General features: G+C 73.0%; 19 protein-coding genes and 1 tRNA gene. 6 read left to right on the top strand and 14 right to left on the bottom strand.

Annotated features, from left to right (window positions below; genetic code table 11):
- Positions 1-52 precede the first annotated feature (52 nt).
- Complete coding sequence (locus tag AB0C04_RS06965) at positions 53-1195, top strand: site-2 protease family protein (protein WP_357049558.1); 1143 nt, start codon at positions 53-55, stop codon at positions 1193-1195.
- Between the two features lie 212 nt (positions 1196-1407).
- Here AB0C04_RS06965 and AB0C04_RS06960 read toward each other — a convergent pair whose 3' ends face one another.
- Positions 1408-2646 carry an FAD-binding protein gene (locus AB0C04_RS06960; RefSeq protein ID WP_357050731.1) on the bottom strand — a complete coding sequence of 413 codons (1239 nt, stop codon included), beginning with the start codon at positions 2644-2646 and terminating at the stop codon, positions 1408-1410.
- 173 nt (positions 2647-2819) lie between these two features.
- Here AB0C04_RS06960 and AB0C04_RS06955 point away from each other — a divergent pair, with 173 nt between their 5' ends.
- A complete protein-coding gene (locus AB0C04_RS06955) occupies positions 2820-3221 on the top strand; it encodes a hypothetical protein (protein ID WP_357049555.1) in 402 nt (133 codons plus the stop codon).
- 23 nt (positions 3222-3244) lie between these two features.
- Here the strand turns inward: AB0C04_RS06955 and AB0C04_RS06950 are convergent, their stop codons facing one another.
- Positions 3245-4174 carry an LLM class F420-dependent oxidoreductase gene (locus tag AB0C04_RS06950; protein WP_357049552.1) on the bottom strand — a complete coding sequence of 310 codons (930 nt, stop codon included), beginning with the start codon at positions 4172-4174 and terminating at the stop codon, positions 3245-3247.
- Between the two features lie 118 nt (positions 4175-4292).
- Between AB0C04_RS06950 and AB0C04_RS06945 the strand changes: the two genes are divergently transcribed.
- Positions 4293-4607, top strand: coding sequence for a metalloregulator ArsR/SmtB family transcription factor (locus AB0C04_RS06945; protein WP_357049549.1), 315 nt, complete (start codon positions 4293-4295; stop codon positions 4605-4607).
- Positions 4607-5137 (top strand): SRPBCC family protein, encoded by a 531-nt coding sequence (locus AB0C04_RS06940; protein ID WP_357049545.1) that lies wholly within the window; start codon positions 4607-4609, stop codon positions 5135-5137. The genes AB0C04_RS06945 and AB0C04_RS06940 overlap by 1 nt, the downstream gene beginning before the upstream one ends.
- Positions 5138-5159: 22 nt before the next feature.
- Here the strand turns inward: AB0C04_RS06940 and AB0C04_RS06935 are convergent, their stop codons facing one another.
- The 4 genes from AB0C04_RS06935 to AB0C04_RS06920 form a co-directional block, all read right to left on the bottom strand.
- Positions 5160-6197: a hypothetical protein gene (locus tag AB0C04_RS06935; protein ID WP_357049542.1), complete on the bottom strand. Its 1038-nt coding sequence runs from the start codon at positions 6195-6197 to the stop codon at positions 5160-5162.
- Entirely contained in the window at positions 6197-6466 is a 270-nt protein-coding gene (locus AB0C04_RS06930; RefSeq protein ID WP_350874087.1) for a hypothetical protein, read from the bottom strand. Before AB0C04_RS06930 ends, AB0C04_RS06935 begins: the two co-directional genes overlap by 1 nt.
- A gap of 491 nt (positions 6467-6957) precedes the next feature.
- The gene (locus AB0C04_RS06925) at positions 6958-7752 is read right to left on the bottom strand and encodes a methyltransferase domain-containing protein (RefSeq protein ID WP_357049539.1); all 795 of its coding nucleotides are present in this window, start codon (positions 7750-7752) and stop codon (positions 6958-6960) included.
- 107 nt (positions 7753-7859) lie between these two features.
- Complete coding sequence (locus tag AB0C04_RS06920) at positions 7860-8447, bottom strand: DJ-1/PfpI family protein (RefSeq protein ID WP_357049536.1); 588 nt, start codon at positions 8445-8447, stop codon at positions 7860-7862.
- 52 nt (positions 8448-8499) lie between these two features.
- Here AB0C04_RS06920 and AB0C04_RS06915 point away from each other — a divergent pair, with 52 nt between their 5' ends.
- Together AB0C04_RS06915 and AB0C04_RS06910 are read left to right on the top strand one after the other, a co-directional pair.
- Positions 8500-9459, top strand: a complete 960-nt coding sequence (locus AB0C04_RS06915) for a helix-turn-helix domain-containing protein (protein ID WP_357049533.1) — start codon at positions 8500-8502, stop codon at positions 9457-9459.
- A 228-nt stretch (positions 9460-9687) separates the two neighbouring features.
- Positions 9688-10047 (top strand): DUF1801 domain-containing protein, encoded by a 360-nt coding sequence (locus AB0C04_RS06910; protein WP_357049530.1) that lies wholly within the window; start codon positions 9688-9690, stop codon positions 10045-10047.
- A gap of 26 nt (positions 10048-10073) precedes the next feature.
- Here the strand turns inward: AB0C04_RS06910 and AB0C04_RS06905 are convergent, their stop codons facing one another.
- The 8 genes from AB0C04_RS06905 to AB0C04_RS06870 form a co-directional block, all read right to left on the bottom strand.
- On the bottom strand, positions 10074-10454 hold the full coding sequence (locus tag AB0C04_RS06905; RefSeq protein WP_357050728.1) for a VOC family protein: 381 nt from the start codon (positions 10452-10454) through the stop codon (positions 10074-10076).
- Between the two features lie 65 nt (positions 10455-10519).
- The gene (locus tag AB0C04_RS06900) at positions 10520-11077 is read right to left on the bottom strand and encodes a DUF3592 domain-containing protein (protein ID WP_357049527.1); all 558 of its coding nucleotides are present in this window, start codon (positions 11075-11077) and stop codon (positions 10520-10522) included.
- 338 nt (positions 11078-11415) lie between these two features.
- A complete protein-coding gene (locus AB0C04_RS06895) occupies positions 11416-12012 on the bottom strand; it encodes a hypothetical protein (protein ID WP_357049524.1) in 597 nt (198 codons plus the stop codon).
- Positions 12013-12196: 184 nt separating this feature from the next.
- Positions 12197-12273 (bottom strand) — tRNA-Ile (locus AB0C04_RS06890).
- A gap of 62 nt (positions 12274-12335) precedes the next feature.
- Entirely contained in the window at positions 12336-14021 is a 1686-nt protein-coding gene (locus AB0C04_RS06885; protein ID WP_357049521.1) for an insulinase family protein, read from the bottom strand.
- Positions 14018-14968 carry a hypothetical protein gene (locus AB0C04_RS06880; RefSeq protein ID WP_357049518.1) on the bottom strand — a complete coding sequence of 317 codons (951 nt, stop codon included), beginning with the start codon at positions 14966-14968 and terminating at the stop codon, positions 14018-14020. The genes AB0C04_RS06885 and AB0C04_RS06880 overlap by 4 nt, the downstream gene beginning before the upstream one ends.
- A 44-nt stretch (positions 14969-15012) precedes the next feature.
- Positions 15013-16251, bottom strand: a complete 1239-nt coding sequence (locus AB0C04_RS06875; RefSeq protein ID WP_357049515.1) for an NAD(P)/FAD-dependent oxidoreductase — start codon at positions 16249-16251, stop codon at positions 15013-15015.
- Positions 16241-18361 (bottom strand): MMPL family transporter, encoded by a 2121-nt coding sequence (locus AB0C04_RS06870; protein ID WP_357049512.1) that lies wholly within the window; start codon positions 18359-18361, stop codon positions 16241-16243. The genes AB0C04_RS06875 and AB0C04_RS06870 overlap by 11 nt, the downstream gene beginning before the upstream one ends.
- Between the last annotated feature and the right edge of the window lie 31 nt (positions 18362-18392).

Raw genomic sequence — 18392 nt, 5'->3', positions numbered from 1 at the left:
GGTCATCGCCGCCGCTGGGCATAGCGACACGCATCGGGGGTATGACGGGCAGATGAGGGCGAGCTTCCGACTTGGCCGGATCGCGGGCGTACCCGTCGGGGTCAACTGGAGCGTCCTGGTCATCTTCGCGTTGATCGCCTGGGGACTGGCGGCCAACCAGTTCCCCCGCTCCTACCCGGACCGCCCGGTGATCCTCTACGTGCTGGCCGGGCTGGCCGCCGCGGTGGTCTTCTTCGTCGGCCTGCTGGCCCACGAGGTCTCGCACGCGGTGGTGGCCAAGCGCGAGGGGCTGGAGGTCGGCGGCATCACGCTCTGGCTCTTCGGCGGGGTGGCCGAGCTGCGCGGTGAGGCGAAGAGTCCCGGCGCGGAGCTGCGCATCGCCGGGGTGGGCCCGCTGGTGAGCCTCTGCATCGGGCTCTTCTTCGGCGCGTTCGCCATCATCTTCGCCCTGGTCGGGCCGGGCGGGCTGCTGCTCGGCGCGTTCGCCTGGCTGGCCGGCATCAACATCCTGCTGGCGGTCTTCAACGTGCTGCCGGCCGCACCGCTGGACGGTGGGCGGCTGCTGCGCGCGGCGGTCTGGAAGTGGACCGGCGACCGGACCAAAGCCTCCGTGGTGGCGGCCCGGGCCGGTTGGGTGCTCGGCGCGCTGCTGATCGGCCTCGGTCTGTGGCAGTTCCTCTCCGGCGTCGGGTTCGGCGGGCTCTGGCTGGCCCTGATCGGCTGGTTCCTGATCGGCGCCGCCGGGATGGAGGAGCGGCAGGCCCGGATGGGCAGCGCACTGCGCGGCATCCGAGTCACCGACGTGATGACCCCGCAGCCGCAGACCGCGTCGCCGGAGATGACCGTCGCCGACTTCGTCGACCACTACCTCTTCGCGTACCGGCACTCGGCGCTGCCGCTGACCGAGAACGGGCGGCCGATCGGCCTGGTCACCCTCGACCGGGTGCGCGGCATCCCGGCGGACCAGCGGGCGACGACGACGCTGGCCGAGGTGGCCTGCCGGCCCGAGGAGCTGGCGTTGGCCGAGCCGGAGGAACCGCTGAACCACCTGCTCCCCCGGCTCAGCGAGTGCGCCGACGGGCGGGCGCTGGTGGTGAGCGACGGCCGACTGGTCGGCATCGTCTCACCCAGCGACATCAGCCGCGCAGTACAACGAGGCACCGTCCGCGATCAACTGACCCCCACCCCCCGCTAACCCGCCCCTCCCCGCACCCCGCACCCCGCACCCCGCGCCGCCCCGCGCGCCCCGCCCCGCGCCGCCCGCCCCACCCCCGCCTCCGTCGATCAAGGAGTTGTGGTGCCGGTTCCGCGCCGTACGCACCTTTTGTCAGGCACCACAACTGCATGATCCACCGGGAGGGGGGTGGGGGTGGGGCCGGGGGTGGGAGTGGGAGTGGGGGTGGGGGGTTAGCGGGGGAAGTGGTGGTCGAGGAGGTCGGTGCGGAAGGTGCCGGTCGGGTCCAGGCGGGTCAGCAGGGCGGCGAAGTCGGCGTGACGGGGGTAGGTCGCGGCCACCTCGGCCGGGGCCATGCCGAAGACCTTGCCCCAGTGCGGGCGCGGCCCGAACGGTGCCAGCCGCTCCTCGACGGCGGCCAGCACCGGCAGCACGGCGTCGGCGTCGTCGATCCAGGTGAAGTGGATCGCGAGGCTGTCCCGGCCGTGGTTCGGGCTGAGCCAGAGCTGGTCGGCCGCCACGGTACGCAGCTCGCAGATCTGCAGCACCGGGGCGATCAGGTGCGCCACCGGGTCCAGCGCGGCGAGCGCCTCGGCCGCCACCGCCCGCGGCACGTGGTACTCCGACTGCAGCTCGTCGCCGCTGCTCGGGGTGAAGCCGAGCCGGAAGTGCGGCAGCCGCTCGTGCCACGGCCCCGACGCGCCGAGCTGCGCGGTGCAGTTCTCCGCCGGCATGCCGGGCACCGGGTGTCGGGGGGTGTCGGCCGCCGTCGTACCGAGCCAGCCGGGCGGCGGCGCGGGCTGCTCGGCCCGCTGCTTGCGCCACACCTGGCCGATGCGCGGTGAGCGCCAGTCGGTGAAGAGGCTGACGCTGTACGCCGAACCGAGTGCGGCGTCCACCTGGGCGCGGGGCAGGTCGAGCTGGACGTACTGGCGGACGTCGAAGGCGGGCAGCAGGTCGAGGGTGACCCGGGTGACCACGCCCAGCGCGCCGAGCGAGACCACCATTCCGGCGAAGGTGTCCCCGTCGGTGTCGCGGTCCACCCGTAGCAGTTCGCCGTCTGCGGTGACCAGCTCCAGCGCCGCGACGGCGGTGGCCAGGTTGCCGTTGGCCACCCCGGAGCCGTGCGTGCCGGTGGCGATCGCCCCGGCGACCGAGATGTGCGGCAGCGAGGCGAGGTTGGCCAGGGCGTAGCCCTCGGCGTGCAGCCGGGTGGCGACGTCGCCGTAGCGCAGGCCGGCGGCGACGGTGACCGTACGCCGGTCCCGGTCGATGGTGATCTCCGGCGGCAGCCCGGCGAGGGTGACCAGGTCACCTCGGCTGTCTCCGAGCCGGTTGAAGGAGTGCCCGCTGCCGACGGCCCGGATCCGTTCGCTGTCGGCGACCAGCCGGCGCAGCTCGTCCACCGCCGTCGGGCGGTGGAAGCGGCGGGCGGCGTACCGGACGTTCCCGGCCCAGTTCTGTCGGGGCACGTCCGCGGGGCCGCTCCCGGCGGCTTCCGGCTCGGCCGTCTGGCGCTGTCCCACGTCCCTGACCCCCCGCTCCTGACCGTGGCCGCCGGTGGCACCCGCGCCGACGCCCCGACGCGGCGGGCCCGGTCGACCGGACACGGTTGCCACCGGCGTCGGAGGGAAACCCTACGCCCATGAGCAGCTACCGAGATCCCGCACCACGTGGCGACGTCTACCCCTCCGAGGAGGAGATCGACCCGACCGGCACCGCCGTGCAACCGGCCAGCGGACCGGCCGGGGCGTACCCGGACGCGTCGTCGCCCGGCCCCCGGCCCACCCCGGCGCCACCGCCGGCGCCGCGACCGGTGCCCACGCCGGCCCCGCCACCGCGGGCGGCCGGACCGGGCGGGCGCTCGATCGTCACCCGGCACCTGGACGGGTCGGTCGAGGTGGTCACCGACCTCGACGGTGACGGCCTGGCCGACGTGGTGCAGGTCGACCTGACCGGCGACGGGGTGCCGGACGTCACCTACGTCGACCGGGACCGCGACGGCCGGCTGGACACGGTGCTGCGCGACCCCGGTCCGGCCCGCTGACGGGTCGGCGCTGGCGGCCCGGGTCAGAGCTTCGGCATCACCTCGGCCGCGACCAGCTCGATGTGGTCCAGGTCGGCGAGGTCGAGCACCTGGAGGTAGAGCCGCTGGCTGCCGATCGCCGCGTACCGGCCGATCTTGTCGACGATCTCCGCGGGGGTGCCGGCGAGGCCGTTCTCCCGCAGCTCGTCCGGTTCCCGGCCGATCGCCGCGGCCCGGCGGGCCACCTCGGCGTCGTCCCGCCCGCAGCAGAGCACCAGGGCGTTGGACCAGTGCAGCTGAGCCGGGTCCCGGCCGATCTCGACGCAGGCCTCGCGTACCCGGTCGAACTGCGCCGCCGAGTCCTCGACCGAGGCGAACGGGAGGTTGAACTCGTCGGCGTACCGGGCGGCGAGGCGGGGCGTGCGCTTCGGGCCCATGCCGCCGAGCAGGATCGGCGGGCGCGGGTCCTGCACCGGCTTGGGCAGCGCCGGCGAGTCGGTCACCGGGTAGTACCGGCCGGCGTGGTCGAAGGTCTCGCCCCGGGGCGTCGCCCAGAGCCCGGTGATGACGGCGAGCTGCTCCTCCAGCCGGTCGAAGCGCTCCGCCAGCGACGGGAAGGGGATGCCGTACGCGGTGTGCTCCTCGCCGTACCAGCCGGTGCCGATGCCCAGCTCCACCCGGCCGCCACTCATCTGGTCCACCTGCGCCACGGTGATCGCCAGCGGCCCGGGCAGCCGGAAGGTGGCGGCGGTCATCAGCGTGCCGAGCCGGATCCGGCTGGTGTCCCGGGCCAGGCCGGCGAGGGTGGTCCAGGCGTCGGTGGGGCCGGGGTCGCCGCTCACCGCGCCCATCTTCAGGTAGTGATCGGAGCGGAAGAACGCGCCGTAGCCGGCGTCCTCGGTGCAGCGGGCCACGGCGAGCAGCTCGTCGTAGCTGGCGCCCTGCTGGGGTTCGGTGAAGATCCGCAGTTCCATGCCCCGAGCATAGGAAGCCGCCACGGGCCCCGTCCGGGGACCGGTCCGACCGCCGGCGGAGCGCCGGCGAGCCACACATGCCTTGACAGGCATATGCTGGTCGCGGCATATTGTGGTGGTGCCCGCAGTCGACGCCTTCACCGTCCTCGCCGAGCCCACCCGGCGCCGGATCCTCGACCAGCTCCGGCGGGGCGAGAGCTCCGTCGGCGAGCTGGTCGGTGCCCTACGGGTCAGCCAGCCGGCGGTCTCCAAGCACCTGCGGGTGCTCCGCGACGCCGGCTTCGTCACCTGCCGCACGGCCGCCCAGCAGCGCATCTACCGCATCGACGTGGCCCCGCTGCAGGCCGTCGACGGCTGGCTCGACCCCTACCGACGGCTCTGGGCGCGACACCTGGACGCCCTGGAACGGCACCTCGACAGTCAGGAGCAGTGATGGACCGCGACTCGTTCCGCCCCAGCCCGCCCGGCGAGCTGGGCTGCGAGACCACCGGCGGGGGCGCCACCCTGGTCCTCGTCCGCGACCTGCGCCACCCGCCGGCCACCGTCTGGGCGGCGCTGACCGAGCCGGCCCGGCTCGCCGAGTGGGCGCCGTTCCTCGCCGACCGCGAGCTCGGCACACCCGGCGCCGCCGTGCTCACCCAGGTCGACGGCGCGACCCGCGAGGAGCAATCGGCGGTGGTACGCCGGGCCGAGCCGCCGCACCTGCTCGAGTACACCTGGGGCGACGACCTGCTGCGCTGGGAGCTGGCAGCCACCGAAACCGGCACCCGGCTCACGCTGCGGCACACCGTGGCCGATCGCGGCATCGTGCCGATGGTCGCCGCCGGCTGGCACCTCTGCCTCGACGTGGCCGGGCAGCTGCTCGACGGCGACCCGGTCGGCCCGATCCGGGGCGCGGAGGCGAAGGACTTCGGCTGGGCCGAGCTGCGCGACGCGTACGTCGAACAGCTCGACCTGGACTGAGCCGCGCCGGGCACGCCGGCCGTCAGACGTACGGGCGCTTGGCGTACGCGGACCGCAGCGCGGCCAGCCCGGCGGCCTTGGGCGACAGCGTCCCCCAGCCGGAGTTGAAGTAGTTGGTGCGCACGATCCGCGGCCCCCGCTCGGCGTTGAGCTGGGCGATCGCCGCCGGGACGGTGGCGATCCAGGCGGCCTGGTCGGGCACCTCGGCCACCCGCACCCCCCACTCGGCGATGATCACCGGGCGGGACAGCGCGATCGGGCCGAGGTCGGCCACCGCCCAGTCCTTGGTGCGCCGGAATCGGGACAGCGCGGTGTGGCTGGCGCTGGTGGCGTAGGCGTTCCACTGCAGGAAGTCGAGCTTCGCCATCAGCGCCTCCGGGTGGGTGCGCTGGAAGCAGGCCCGGTCGAACCCGCCCAGCCCCACCGAGAAGGTGGTCCCGGCCGGCAGCGACCGCGCCCGGAACCAGTTCACGATGTAGGTCATCGCCTGCACCGCCCGGGCGTCCGACTCAGCCCAGGTGTACGCCTTGCCCGCCTCGCTGGTGCCGAACTCATGGTCGGTGTCCAGCTCCGAGGCGAGCTGGATGTTCACCCCGAAGCCGAGGGTGCGGTACTGCGACAGGGCCCGGGCGAAGAGCCCGTCGCACTGCCCGGCGATGACCTGGCCGTAGCCGTACGCCTTGGGCCAGGTCGTCCCGGGTCGCTGCTGGATGGTCATCGCGGGCTCCGGGACGGTGTACGACGTGCCGTCCACGGTGAAGGTCTGCGGCCCGGCGTTGGGCGCCCCGTAGTGCTTCAGCTCCAGCACCATGTTCATCTTCACCCCCGCCTTGCCGAGGGTGGTCAGCCAGGCTCGCTGGTAGCCGGGAAAGGTGTAGCCGTCGGCGAAGCTCCGGTACTGGGTGAGGGAACGAAAGTTCCCGCCGGCCATGTCCGCCGTCGGGTCGGCCCCTCCGGAGAGGTAGTAGCCGCCGAGCACCGGCTGGGCGATGGCGTAGTCGGCGGTGGCGGTGGCGGTGCGCCCGCCGGAGTCGCGCACCGTGACGGTCACCCGGGGCATCACGCCACCGCCCGGTAGACGGCCACCGAGCCGCTGTCCGACAGCCGGGTCCAGGTGCGACCGGAGTCGTCGGTGACGGTGACGGTGAGCGGGTCGATCACCGCGGCGACGCGGACCGGAGCGCTGCTGTTGCCCTGCGCGTCGGTGACCACGATCGTGACGGTCAACGGCTTCGTGTCGGCGTCGGAGTAGGTCACCGTCAGGGTCATCTGGTCCCCCGGTGAGTACGTCGACGCGTTGAGGGATGCGGTCGCGCTGGGAGCGGCCATGTCGGCCCCTCCTCTCTTGTTCGGTCGCCGGGGCGCACGGCGCGAAGTCGACGCCGGCCGGCCGGGTGTCGGGGATGCGGGGAGCCGGGACCGCCGGGGGCGCGCGTCGGCGCGCTGCCGGCCGGCGGCGGCGTCGGCTACCGGGAGGTGGGATGACGTCCTTGTCGCCGATGAGATCGGCACCGCTCCGGGCGCCCGGGACGGTGCGGGCCGCGGCCACGACCGAGCGGGTACGCGGTCGGAATCGGCGCTGCTACGCCGGGTCCGCCGCGAGCGGCCGGACGGGCTCGGGATGGCGGCGTCGGCGGCGACCATGCTGTCCCCGCCGGGCCGGAGGAGTGGGATGTGGCCCGCCATCCGTCAGCCTCTTCACCTGCTACAACAGTGCGACGCCGGAGGCCCGGACGTCTTGTCCGCTATCGGACAGTGGTCCCGGCTTGCGAAGAACATCGGCATGTGTCTAGTCGACGGCCCGTGAGCTGCGGCGCAGCTCACCCGGCGGCGTTGCCGCGGACCGCCCAGGCGCGGGCGGTGAGCCGGATCGAACCGTCCGGTTCGACCGGCAGTCGGGCGGCGAGCAGGTCGCGCAGCCGGTTCCGCTGCGGCTCGGACAGCGACCTGACGTAGCCCGGGATCGTGCCCTGCCCACCCAGGAACGGGGTCCAGTAGTCGCCGAAGCCGGCGAAGACGGTGGGCACCTCGACGGGCTGCACCGTCACCGCCCGCAGACCGGCGTCGGCCCAGAGTTCGCGCAGGGCTTCCGGGTCGCAGACCCCGCGACGGCGGCCCTCGTCCCGCTCGGCCGCCGACGGGTCGAGCGCGGCGGCGGCGTTCCAGAAGTGGCGCATCATCGCCATGCCTTCGGCGTAGTCCCAGACGTACGCGGCGGCCACCCCGCCGGGCGCGAGCACCCGGGCGAACTCGGCCACCGCCCGCGTCGGCTCGGGCACGAAGTTGAGCATCAGCCCGCTGACCACGACGTCGACGCTGCCGACCGACACCGGCAGGGACCGGGCGTCGCCGATGAGGAACTCGGCGCGCCCGTCCTCGATGAGCGCCCGGGCACGGGCCACGAACCCCGCCGACGGGTCTACGCCGGTGACCTCGCTCGGGTCGGCCAGGGCCAGCACCGTCGAGGTGAGCGCGCCGGTCCCGCAGCCGACGTCGAGCCAGCGCCGGCCGAGCGGCTGGTCCAGCCAGCTCAGGAACTCCATCGCGACGCGACGACTCCACCGCCCGACGTACGCCTCGTACGCCACACCGTCCACCCAGACCGGGCCCGTCATGCGGGCACCATACGCCAGGGTCGATCGACGGGACGGTCACGCCGCGACCGCCCAGCCGATCTGAGCGGACGGCTGGCGCCGAACCAGCACGTCCGTCCCACGCTCGGCTATCGCCCTCGAGCGTGGAACACCCGGGCCGTCCGCGCGTAGCCGATGACGGCCGCGACCCGGTCCGCGGTGGCCGAGCCCAGTTCCCGTTCGGTGATCCAGAGGCCCAGATCCAGCCCGGCGCTCAGGGCGCCCGCGGTGATCCGGTCACCGTCGTCGACGACCCGTTCGGCGACGACATCCACCCCGTAGGCCCGCAACTCCTCGTACGCGTTCTGATTGGTGGTGGCCTGCCGATCGCCCAGCAGACCGGCAGCCGCCAGCAGCAGACCGCCCGTGCACACCGAGGCCACCCAACGGGTCGACGGCGCCAGCGCCGCCAGCCGGGCCGGCAGAACGCCGAGTTGCGCCTGAGCCCAGGCACCCGCCGGTGCGCGGTTCAGCCAGCCACCGCCGGGCACGACCAGACCGTCGGGCTGGCCCAACACCGTCGGTACGTCGAACCTGACACCACGCATGCTGGTCACCGGGCCGGGTCGCTCCACAGCGACCAGCTCGACGGTGAACCCGGCCATGGACAACACCTCGAACGGCCCGAACACGTCCAGTTCGTCGACGCCGTCGAACACCACGATTTCGATTCGCACCCGGCCAGCATCCCGTCGGGTCACCGTGGGCACGAGTGGCATGCTTGCCATCATGCGTAAGCAAGCTGCCACGCATCGGGTGGCCGTACTCGCACTGCCGTCCACGGTGGCGTTCGACCTCACGATCGCGACCCATGTGTTCGGCCATGACGGCCAGGGCCGATACGCGCTCACCATCTGTGCGCTGGAGAGCGGCGCGGTCGCCACCACCACTGCCGGCCTCGGCCTGACCCTCGAGGCCGGCCTCGACGCGCTCGCCGACGCCGACACCGTCGTCGTGCCCGGGTTCGCCCGCGGGCGGGCGCCGGTGCAGGCCCTCGCCGCCCTGGCCCTCGCGTACCTTCGCGGCGCGCGGATCGCGTCGATCTGCACCGGCGCGTTCGCCCTGGCCCAGGCCGGCCTGCTCGACGGCCGGCGCGCCACGACCCACTGGCTGCACGCCGACGCGCTCGCCCGCGAGCACCCCCAGGTCACGGTCGACGCGAACGCGCTGTACATCGACGAAGGCCAGGTGCTGACCAGCGCCGGGCTCGCCGCCGGCCTCGACCTCTGCCTCTATCTGGTCGGCCGCGACCACGGCCAGTCCGCGGCCATCCATCGCGCCCGTCGCATGGTCACGCCCCTGCACCGGGCCGGCGGCCAGGCACAGTTCATTCCGTCGAGCGCCGCGGTCGAGGCCGTGGAGCTGGCCGACGTCACCGCATGGGCGACCGCCAACCTGCACCTGCCCATCACCGTCGGCGACCTTGCCCGCAGAGGCACGCAGTCCACCCGCAGCCTGCACCGCGCCTTCCAGGCCCGGTTCGGCCTGAGCCCGCGAGCGTGGCTCGTCCAGCAACGGCTGCGCGCCGCCTGCACGCTGTTGGAGGACGGCGACCTGAGCATCGACGAGGTGGCTCGACGCACCGGCCTGGGCACCGCCACCAACCTGCGGACACATTTCCGCCGGGCATTCGCCGCGACGCCCACGGCCTACCGGCGAGCCTTCACCCCCGGACACCCGGACCGCTGACGCGGTCTCTTGGTGGCCGGTAACTCTGCCATGCCATGAGGGTGGCCTGAATACGGATGGCGAGCATTCGTTTAGCCAGAGTCAACGGTCGTACCCCGATCATGGCTTGGTCCACGACGCGGTTGAGCAGATCGTTGAGGGCGTCACCGGTCCGCCGCGCAGCCCCACTACCAGCGCGGATGTGGTCGAAGACCACGGGCCGACCACCCCTAACCGAACAGGAGCACCATGAAGACGGCAGACGTCAGCGACTACCTGACCGGTCTCGACGCCCAACTGTGCGAGATCGGCCGACAGATGCGGCCCGTCATCGACGCGGCGCTGCCCGACGCCGCCGGCACGATGTGGCACGGCCACCCGGTCTGGGGTTACGGCGCCCCCGGCAAGCAGCCGATCTGCCTGCTCAAGGCCTACCGCTCTCACCTCAGCTTCGGCCTGTGGCGCGGTCAGCAGATCATTGACGTCTCGGGGCGTCTCACGGCTGGCGGGCGGCAGATGGCTCCGGTGCGCCTGTCATCCACCGCCGACATCGACGAGGCGCTGTTCGCCGGGTGGCTGCGCCAGGCCCAGGCCCTGGAGCAGCGATGACCCCGTCGCGAGTCACCGTCGAGCCGTCAGAGGCGTTGGACGATCTGGATCGGGTTTCCATCCGGGTCGGCGGTCCAGGCGATCAGCAGGCGACCGAGCCACTTGTGGGGTGACGCCAGGGCTGGAGCTCCCATCGCGATGAGTCCCGTGTACGCGGTGGCCGTGTCATCGGTCCAGAGGATCACGGCCGCCCGCTGCCCCGCGGGCACCGGATCCAGCCCGTGATCGTCGCGGGTGGATTCGACCGAGGCGATACCGATCTTGTAGCCGTCGAGCACGAGATCGACGTGGATGGGCTCGCCCTCGGTCGGCACCCGGAAGGTCTCGGTGAACCCGAGCTGCGAGTAGAACGCGACGGCACGAGGGACGTCCTCACTGAACAGGACGATCTGCGGAGTGCGAAACATCGACACGGCGGGAGGCTATCGCGGCGGGTGCGCGGCGGCGAGCCTTCAGCGCGGCAGGCGTACGTTCAGCGCCGCCGGCCGCTCTTGTGCTTGGAGCGGCTCGTGAACCCGGCACCGCCCCCACCCGGGGCGGCAGAGCGCCGCAACGGCGTACGTCGAGGAAACCAGCGCCGGAACGGGATGCGCGACAGCAGCAGCGGCACCGCGCCGACCAGGATCACGAACCCGGCCGCGCCCAGCAACCCCTGCATCCGGCCACGATGGCCGCTGAGCTGGTCAAAGTCGGTGACGAAGTCGGTCGGGTCGGCACGGTTCACCCAGATCGGCACCTCGTCGCCGATCGACCGGCACACCTCGAAGCAGGCGACCTCCTGCTCGTGCGTTCGGCCGGCCAGCTCGTACCGGAAATACATCGTGGTCGAGGTGCCACCGCGCTTCGTCACCCGGTCATAGATGGACGCCCGCGCGGGTGCACCGTTCGCCCGCAGTTCGACCTTCCAGTCATCGAGCGCGTACTGGGTATGGGCCGGCAGCCAGAGCAGCGCGCCGCCGACCACCACCAACAGCGCGCAGCCGAGAGTCACCAGGGCCGGGGACCGTCGCATCATGATCAGGACTCGCACCCGGTCATCGTCCCGCCGTGACGCAACCCGTCCGCGCACGGCTCGGGCTGCCGGGTCGAACGCTCAGTCCCACCCGAAGGGGCCGTCAAATGGCCAAGGATCAGAGCCGAGCCACCAGCCGCTCGCCGCGTTGTTCCTCGCGGCCAGGCTCGGGAGTTCGTCCAGCGAGTCGATGCGGCACAGGCACTGCTCGGACACGGCTGGGATGTCGAAGCGCGGAGGATCCTCTCAGCGTGAGCCGGCTGGTTGCCGGGCAGGCCCATGAACAGGCCCTGACAGCTTCCGCCGTCGCGCGCCCTCAGTCGTCCGTCCAGCACCGTTGCTTCCATCCGTCGCTGTCATCGTGGTGGCGGTGTAGTAGACGGTTCGTTCAGCAGCGCCGTAAGAGGCGTATGGCAGTAGTGGTCGTGGTACTTGGGCCAATAGTCGACCTGGACCCTGTAGTAGCCGGGCCGGTGAGCGTGGTCGTGCAAGACGTTCAACCACAGGCACCTGTCCCGCACCATCTTCCTGGCGAACAGCAGCCGGAGGTCTGAGACTTCGGACCCCCACCCCGACTCGCGGGCGACCGTGTCGTAGTGGCTCCGGATCTCTTTGTCCGACAGTCCGCTGCGATACTCGACGGTCACCTGGCCATAGATCTGGCTCTCACTGCCCGGACCGGTTTCGGTGCAAGGCTCTAGGGTGGCCGGCTCGCCAACCGGCGACGCGCCTGCTGGCAGCTGCTGAAAGGCTGCCTCGCGAGCCAACTTCGCCGGCTCGTCCGGTGCGGCGAAGCAGCCACGGTTGAAGAATGAGCGAACCAAATAGATTGGCTCGGCCAAGGCAGGCCACGCGAGGTAGCCACCGACAGCGCAGACGACGAGCATGATTGCGAACCCCGCCCCAACCCTGGCCAACCCTGCTCGCCGACCAGCATCGGCCTCGTCGTTCACGACGCCACCGTACGGAGTCGTGGCCACGCTGTGAAGATCTCTAGCGGATCTCCATCGGGCGAGTGGAGAAGGTGTTTCTGACACCGCGTTCAGCCTTGCGGTGGCCGCGGCGCCAACGTGAAGGCGGTGCAGCTTGACGCCGTTCGTCCGGTCCGCTGACAGGTTGGCTGACCAGAGGTTTGCGTGGTGGGGCGGGCGGGACTCGAACCCGCGACCGAGGGATTATGAGTCCCCTGCTCTAACCGGCTGAGCTACCGCCCCGGCACCGCGCCGGATCTTATCCCGCTCGGTCGATCACCGGCCAGCACTGGGGCCGGTGCGCATCATCGGCGCCGCCGTTGTCGCAGCAGCACGATGGGCAACGCGAGGATAACAGTGAGCAGCCAGCTCACCACGACGATGCCCCACAGCCAGCCGTCGCGCTCGGCCGGCGCGGTGGCGAACGTGCCGACCGTCATCAGCAGGGCGAGCCCACCGACACACAGCACGGCCAGCCAGCTGAGCACCAGCACCGGGATCTCCCACCAGGAGCGCGCGCCCTCGCGGACCGGCCGGACGGGCTTGCGCGGTTGCGGGACGCGTTCCGGGTCGCGGGCCGGCATCAGGACGTGCCGGTCGGGCGGCACCAGGGCGTCGATGGTCCGGACGGTGTCGGGGTGCAGCGCGAACAGGGTCGGCTCGATCCGCAGCGTGATGGCGTCGGCGCCGATCAGCTGGCGGGCGCCGTCCGGCCAGGCCAGCATCGCCGCGCACTCGGCGTACCGGACGGTGATCGGGCCGTGCGGTCCGACGTAGCTCGCCCCTTCCAGGCCGACCCGCAGCTCGCCCTCGCCGTCCCGCTCCCGGTAGGCGGTGCCGGTGACGACACCGGCCGAGCGGGTGGGCGCCGCGACGAAGCCGGCCCAGTCCGCGGTGTGCCCGTCCGGCACCATGAGCAGCGCGGACGCGGTCACCTCCCGGGCCACCTCGTGCAGGTCGGCGACCGTCACCGCCTTCAGCTCGGCCCGGTGCTCGTCGGTGCTGAGGTTGGGCTCACCGGTCAACAGGTCCAGGGCGTACGACGGCAGCCGGGCGGCGTCCACCTCGCCGGTGGCGAGGAACTCCTCCCGCTTGGCGACGGTCGCGTCCAGGTCGGCCTGCTCGATCCGGCCCACCCGCAGCTTGGCCAGTACGTCGATGAAGCCACCGAGCACCGCGTCCTGCTTCTCGGGCAGCGCGTCGGCCAGCGCGCGGAGCGTGGCGTGCCCGTCGCCGCGGGGCTCGTAGCCGGCCTGGATCGCGTAGGAGAGGCCGCCCTCCTGCCGCAGCGAGCGGAACAGCTCGCGCTCCAGCACCCCGGCGAAGGCGCTCGCCGCGGTGCTCCGCCGCACCACCGCGTCGAGCACCACCGCGCGGGAGCCGTTGACGAAGTACGCCGGGGTCTGCGGCAGCGCCGACGACACCGCCGGGACGGGCTGGCGTACACCGGCGGGCAGCGGCAGCCGCAGCCCGGCGGGGATCCGGTCGCCGGCGATCCACAGCACCGCGTTCTCCCGGGTGAACCAGCGGGCGGCCCACTGCCGCAGGTCCTCTGCGGTCAGGGCGGAGAGGCCGAACTCGGGGTAGCTGCTCAGGCCGTGGTCGCGGGCGCCGTGCCGCCACAGCGGCAGGTCACCGACCGCCGAGGCGCCGCGGCTGCTCCACTCGGTGCGCAGGATCTCCTTCTCCACCTCGATCCGGGCCACCGGGAGGTCGTGCAGGTGCTGGCAGACCGCGGTGAGGAAGGAGGCGATGTCCTGCTCGGAGCCCTGCAGGTGGAAGCTGGTGGCGACGGGCGCGGTGGCGCCGTTGAAGTGGTAGTCGGCGAGCCCGAGCGGGGCGAGCGCGAGGTGTTCCACCAGGTGGGTGATGCCGCTGCGGGCCAGGGTCTCGTCTGCGGTGCCGACCCGGAAGGTCAGCCCGGCCCGCATCGGGCCCGCCGTCGGCGCGAGCAGGGTGGGTACCCCGTCCACCTCCAGCTCCTGGATCATGCGAGACCGCCCTTCTCGTACGCCTCGGCGCGGAACCGCTGGAACAGCTTGCTCGCGTCCCCGTCGATGTAGCCGAACATCGCCTTGTCGCCGAGCGGCCCCATGGCCACGAACTGCTGGGCCGCCGGGCCGTACTCCTGCATCAGCACGAACGCCATGGCGAAGACGCTGCGCACCCAGACCCAGCCGTGCTCGTGCCGGAAGTCGGGGTGCCGGACCGAGCGGTGCGCGGCCGCGTGGATCTCCTGGCTGACCTGTGGGCTGCGCAGGTAGGCCTGGGCCTGCCCGAGGTTCCCGTCCAGGGCCTGCTCCAGGTGCGCCTCGACGACCAGCACCGCGTTCGGCGCGCCGGGCGGCGCGGCCTCGGCGCACTCCCGGGCGAAGCCGTGCGCCCGCTCCCAGGTGCCGCTCCACTTCGGGCAGAACTGCTGCAGCAGCGAGGCCTGCGCCGGCAGGTGGTGCGGGTGGTGCTGGGCGAGCCGGTCGTAGCGTCGGCGCGCCTCGGCCTGGCCGAGCTCCAACCCGCGGCAGTTGGTGATCCGCTGGGTCCAGGCGGCCGCGTCGGCGGGGTGCCGCGCGGTCACGTCGATGAGTACCTGCTCGGCGCGGCGCAGGTAGTCGTGGAACTGGGCGAACTGCTCACGGCTGACGTACTGGGCGCGGTAGGACGAGCGGATCCGCCAGCCGGCCTGGATCAGGTGCGCGCCGAGCAGGGCGCCGGCCAGCGCGTCGTCCGGGTCGTCGGCGACCACCTTGCGCAGGAACGGTTCGACGGCCTCGGCCTCGGCGGCCACTCCGATAAGGAAGGTCCGGGCCCCGGCGTCGAGCCCCTCGAGGAGCGCGCGCAGGGCCGGCCAGTCATTCGCGGCGAGCGCGTCGCGGACCGGTGCGACCTCCGGGTAGGCCGCGGCGGGGTCGAAATTCGGCGGGGCGAGGGGTGCGGACACGGCGGAGAGCATAAGTGATCATCATCGGGCCGCAACTCCCCCGTTCAGCCGGCACGCAGCTCGGCCAGCACCTCGCCGGCCGCCCGCCAGCCGCTGGCCAGGGCGCCCTGGATGGACGGGCTGGCCCGGTGGTCCCCGGCGACGAAGAGCCCGTCACCGAGCGCCACCGGCTTGCGCAGCCGGCCCTGGTTCGGCGGCGCGGCGGGCAGCGCGTCGGGTACCCGGACGGTAGTCAGGTGGGTCCAGTCGGCAGTGGACCGGCCGTAGAGCCGGGCCAGTTCGGCGCGTACGGTCGGTTCGGGTGGCGGCGTCGGGCCGACCACCGAGGTGGCCACCAGGTGCCGGCCGGTCGGGGCGTAGGTCGGCGCGGCGTTGCTGACCACCACCGTGTTCGCGAGGATCTCCCGCCGCTCGCCGTCGACCAGCAGGATCGGCTCGTCCAGCGGCGCCGCGTCGGTGCTGTGGTAGTAGGTCGCGTAGCTGTGCATGCGTACCGTCGCCAGGGCCGGCAGCAGCGTGGGCGCCGCCGGCGGGTCCACGGCGACCACGACGGCCCGGCAACGGAGGTCGCCGGCCTGGGTGCGCACCCGACCGGGCGCGACCCCGGCGACCGGGGTGTTCAGCTCGATCAGGTCGGCCGGCAGCGGATCGGCGATCGCCCGGGGCAGGGCGGCCATCCCCTCGGCCGGCAGGCCGATCCGGCCGCGGGCGAACGACCGCAGCACCATCGCCAGCACCCGGCTGGAGGTCTCCAGCTCGCGGTCGATGAAGACGCCGGAGAGGAACGGGCGGATCAGCTCCTCGATGATCGCGTCGGAGAGGCCGGCCCGTCGCAGCGCCACCTCGCTGGTGGTCTCCGGCGCGCTGAGCAGCCGTCCGGCCGGCAGGGTGGCGCAGCCGGCGGCGAGCCCGGCGAAACGGATCCGGTCGAGCAGGGAGCCGATCCCGGCGAGCGCGGTGCCCGGGGCGCCGGTCGGCTCGCGCAGCGGGTTCACCAGCCGGACCAGCCGGTCTCCGCTGCGCACCAGCACTCCGGAGGTGAACAGGCCCAGCCGCAGTCGGTCGACGTCGAGCAGGGTGCCGAGCCGGGGGTAGGCGGTGTTGAGCACCTGGAAACCCCGGTCCAGCAGGTAGCCGTCGACCGCGTCGGTGGCCACCCGGCCACCGAGCCGGTCGCTCGCCTCCAGCAGCAGCCAGGGCACACCGGCGCGATGCAGCCGGCGGGCGGCGGCGAGCCCGGCCAGGCCGCCGCCGACGATGACCACGTCCGTCTCAACCAGCATTCAGCCGGCCCTCCTCACGGTTGCGCCGGGCCAGCCGGCCCGGCCACCAGATCGTCGGCCCGAGGTCGTACGCGACCGCGGGCACCAGCAGCGAGCGGACCACGATGGTGTCGATCAGTACGCCGACCGCGACCGCGGTGCCCAGCTCGACCAGCACCACCAGCGGGAGCACGGCGAGCGCGGAGAAGGTCGCGGCGAGCACGACGCCGGCCGAGGTGATGACTCCGCCGGTGACCGCGAGGCCGGCCAGCACGCCGGCCCGGGTACCGCGTCGGGTCGACTCCTCCCGGACCCGGCTCATCAGGAAGATGTTGTAGTCGATGCCGAGAGCGACCAGGAAGACGAAGGCGAAGAGCGGGAAGGACGCGTCCACGCCGGGGAAGTCGAAGACGTACCGGAACAGCAGCGCGCAGAGCCCGAGGGTGGCCGCGAAGGAGAGCAGCACGGTCACGATCAGCAGGACGGGAGCCACGATCGCGCGCAGCAGCAGGGCCAGGATGACCGCGATGACCGCCAGCACCACCGGGATGATCACGTTCTGGTCGCGTTCGGCCGCGTCGGTGGTGTCCACGTTGATCGCGGTGAATCCACCGACCACCGCGCCGGCCTCCGGCACCCGGTGCACGGCCATGCGCAGCTCGCGGATGGTCCGCTCGGCGCCGTCGCTGTCCGGCGGGTCGGCGAGCGTCGCCTCCAGCTGGACCCGGCCGTCGACCACGAGCGGCGGTGCCCCCGGCGCGGCGGCGCCGGCCCGATCGGCGGTCACCGGCCGCACGGCGGCGACCCCACCGACGCCCTGGGCCGCCTCGGTGACCTGCCGGGCGGTCTGCCGACTGGTGAAGATGGTCGCCGGGCTGCCGGTGCCGGCCGGGTAGTGCCGGGCGATCACCGCCTGGCCGGCCACCGAGTCGGTGCGCTGGGTGAACAGGTCGGACTGGCCGAGCGTGGTGGTGCCGAGTTGGGTGAGGCCGACGGCGAGGACCGCCAGCAGGAGCGCGGTGACCACCCAGACCCGCCGGGCACGCCGGGCCACGAAGCCGGCGATCCGGGCCCAGATCCCGTGCTCGGCCTGCGGGTCGGCCCGGTCGTTGCGGGGCCGGCGCGGCCAGAACACCCAGCGGCCGCCGATCACCAGCAGCGCGGGCAGGAAGGTGAGCATCACCAGCAGGGTGGCGGCGATGCCGATCGCGGCCACCGGCCCGAGCGCCCGGTTGGAGTTCAGGCTCGACAGCAGCAGGCAGAGCAGGCTGACGATGACGGTGCCACCGGAGGCGATGATGGCCGGCGCCGCGCCCCGCCAGGCGGCACGCATGGCCGCCCAGGGCTTCTCGTGCCGGTGCAGCTCCTCGCGGTAGCGGGCGACCAGCAGCAGCGCGTAGTCGGTGCCGGCGCCGAAGACCAGCACGGTGAGGATGCCCTGCGCCTGCCCGTTCAGGGTGACCAGGTCCGCGTCGGCGAGCAGGTAGACGAAGAGCGACGCCAGGGCGTACGACATCCCGGCGGCGAGCAGCGGGAAGGCCCAGAGCACCGGGCTGCGGTAGACGATCAGCAGGATGACCAGCACCACGCAGAGGGTGACCAGCAGCAGCGCGCCGTCGATCGCGGAGAAGACCTCGATCAGGTCGGCGAGCAGGCCGGCCGGACCGGCGACGTCCACGGTCAGCCCGTTGGCACCGCCGCCGGCGATCTCCCGGATCCGCTCGACGACGCTGCCGATCCGCTCCCCCTCGGCGTCGTCGATCGGGACCACCACCTGGAGCGCCTGCCCGTCGGCGCTCGGGATCGGCGGCGGCAGCGGCCCGACCACCCCGGGCAGCTGCGCGAACCGGGCGGCGTCCGCGGCCACCCGCTGCTTGTCGGCCTCGGTGAGGCCGGAGCGCCGTTCGTAGACCACGAGGGCGGGGGTGCTCTGTCGGTCCACGAAGCCGCCGGCCAGATCCTGCGCGCGGGTGGCCTCGGCGTCGGCGGGGAGGAAGGCGGCATTGTCGTTGGTCGCCACGTCGCCGAGGCGCCCCGAGTAGGGTCCGGCGACCGCGCCGATGACCAGCCACGCCAGCACCACGACGACCGCGATCAGCGTCGCCCGGCCGCGGCCTACCGGTCCGGACATCCGCCCCCACCCGTGATTCGACGCACAGAAC

It is taken from the genome of Micromonospora sp. NPDC048909 (genome assembly GCF_040649635.1).
Taxonomy (GTDB): Bacteria; Actinomycetota; Actinomycetes; order Mycobacteriales; family Micromonosporaceae; genus Micromonospora.
This window is presented reverse-complemented; position numbering and strand designations above follow the sequence as displayed.

Coding starts and splice junctions, on each gene's coding strand:
- AB0C04_RS06965 (WP_357049558.1), top strand. CDS start 53: ATGAGGGCGAGCTTCCGACTTGGCCGGATCGCGGGCGTACCCGTCGGG.
- AB0C04_RS06955 (WP_357049555.1), top strand. CDS start 2,820: ATGAGCAGCTACCGAGATCCCGCACCACGTGGCGACGTCTACCCCTCC.
- AB0C04_RS06950 (WP_357049552.1), bottom strand. CDS start 4,174: ATGGAACTGCGGATCTTCACCGAACCCCAGCAGGGCGCCAGCTACGAC.
- AB0C04_RS06940 (WP_357049545.1), top strand. CDS start 4,607: ATGGACCGCGACTCGTTCCGCCCCAGCCCGCCCGGCGAGCTGGGCTGC.
- AB0C04_RS06935 (WP_357049542.1), bottom strand. CDS start 6,197: ATGCCCCGGGTGACCGTCACGGTGCGCGACTCCGGCGGGCGCACCGCC.
- AB0C04_RS06930 (WP_350874087.1), bottom strand. CDS start 6,466: ATGGCCGCTCCCAGCGCGACCGCATCCCTCAACGCGTCGACGTACTCA.
- AB0C04_RS06925 (WP_357049539.1), bottom strand. CDS start 7,752: ATGACGGGCCCGGTCTGGGTGGACGGTGTGGCGTACGAGGCGTACGTC.
- AB0C04_RS06915 (WP_357049533.1), top strand. CDS start 8,500: ATGCGTAAGCAAGCTGCCACGCATCGGGTGGCCGTACTCGCACTGCCG.
- AB0C04_RS06910 (WP_357049530.1), top strand. CDS start 9,688: ATGAAGACGGCAGACGTCAGCGACTACCTGACCGGTCTCGACGCCCAA.
- AB0C04_RS06905 (WP_357050728.1), bottom strand. CDS start 10,454: ATGTTTCGCACTCCGCAGATCGTCCTGTTCAGTGAGGACGTCCCTCGT.
- AB0C04_RS06885 (WP_357049521.1), bottom strand. CDS start 14,021: ATGATCCAGGAGCTGGAGGTGGACGGGGTACCCACCCTGCTCGCGCCG.
- AB0C04_RS06875 (WP_357049515.1), bottom strand. CDS start 16,251: ATGCTGGTTGAGACGGACGTGGTCATCGTCGGCGGCGGCCTGGCCGGG.
- AB0C04_RS06870 (WP_357049512.1), bottom strand. CDS start 18,361: ATGTCCGGACCGGTAGGCCGCGGCCGGGCGACGCTGATCGCGGTCGTC.